Raw genomic sequence first — 1,054 nt, forward strand, 5'->3', positions numbered from 1 at the left:
TCCGCCAGCGCGACAGCTTCGGCAATGAGGGTGCTGTTGGCAGCTACAATCAGCTGATTGCAGATTTTGGTTGCTTGGCCCGTACCATTGTTGCCCATACGGGTGACACGCTGTGACAGTACCTTATAAATCAGACTTAATGCGTCAATGACTGCGCGATTACCACCCGCAAAGATGACCAGGTTACCCTGTTCGGCACCTGCTGTTCCACCAGAGACGGGTGAGTCAATCCAGTTGACCTGTTTGGTCTGTGCCTGCTCAGCCAGTAGCAGGGTCTGGGCAACTGAAAGACTGGAGAAATCAACAATAACCTGACCGGCTACCAGAAAAGGCGCAATTTGTGCAAATACCGCCGCCATCGCCTGATCATCGGCCAGACAGGTTAAAATTACAGGATAATCTGAAATCTGCTCGAGACTTAAGGCAAGGGCACCCATAGCAATAAGCGGATCGCAGGCGGTCGTCGTACGATTCCACACTGCAACCTGAAAACCGGCCTGTAGCAAACGTGTCGCCATACGGCTGCCCATCAGCCCCATGCCCAGAAAAGCAATTTTGCTCTCACGATTAAATAGCATCTGTGTTTTCACCTCTTGATTCCGCTCGCGCTCTTATGATTTGTACTGACGTGGTACAAACTGAATCTCCGGATTTTTGTCTTTTTTACGCGCCAGCTGGCTGTTTTTGCCCAAAATTAATTTTAATTGCCAGATTTTTTCCATACGCAGGGATTTGTTCGGATGGTGCTGCATGGCATCCAGCACAAATTTAGAAGCCATTAAGGCATCTGGGGAGCGTTGTAGCATTTCCTCTGCCAGGGCCTGAGCTTTGACAAGTGGTTGCTCATCTAGATGAGTGACCAGACCAATCTCTTTAGCATAGGCCCCTTCAAAAATACGTGCCGTTAATGTCAGCTCTTTGGCCAGATCAATCCCGATCAAGCCTTTGAGTGAACGGCTCAGGCCCATATCTGGCACCAGACCCCAGCGAGTTTCCATAATCGACATTTTGGTGGCGGGGTGAGCAATACGGATATCGGCGGCAAGCGCCAGTT

At 50.2% G+C, this 1,054-nt stretch carries 2 protein-coding genes; both read right to left on the minus strand.

Translation table 11 applies throughout. The features are described from left to right. Nucleotides 1–578 (minus strand): NAD(P)-dependent oxidoreductase (locus E2K52_RS14460; protein WP_151205687.1); only part of this gene is annotated, 578 nt, incomplete at its 3' end. Nucleotides 579–611: 33 nt separating this feature from the next. Further along, nucleotides 612–1,054 (minus strand): enoyl-CoA hydratase-related protein (locus tag E2K52_RS14465; protein WP_171478882.1); only part of this gene is annotated, 443 nt, incomplete at its 5' end.

Origin of the sequence: Acinetobacter sp. RF14B (assembly GCF_006864105.1) — a bacterium.
GTDB classification, from domain to species: Bacteria; Pseudomonadota; Gammaproteobacteria; order Pseudomonadales; family Moraxellaceae; genus Acinetobacter; species Acinetobacter lwoffii_C.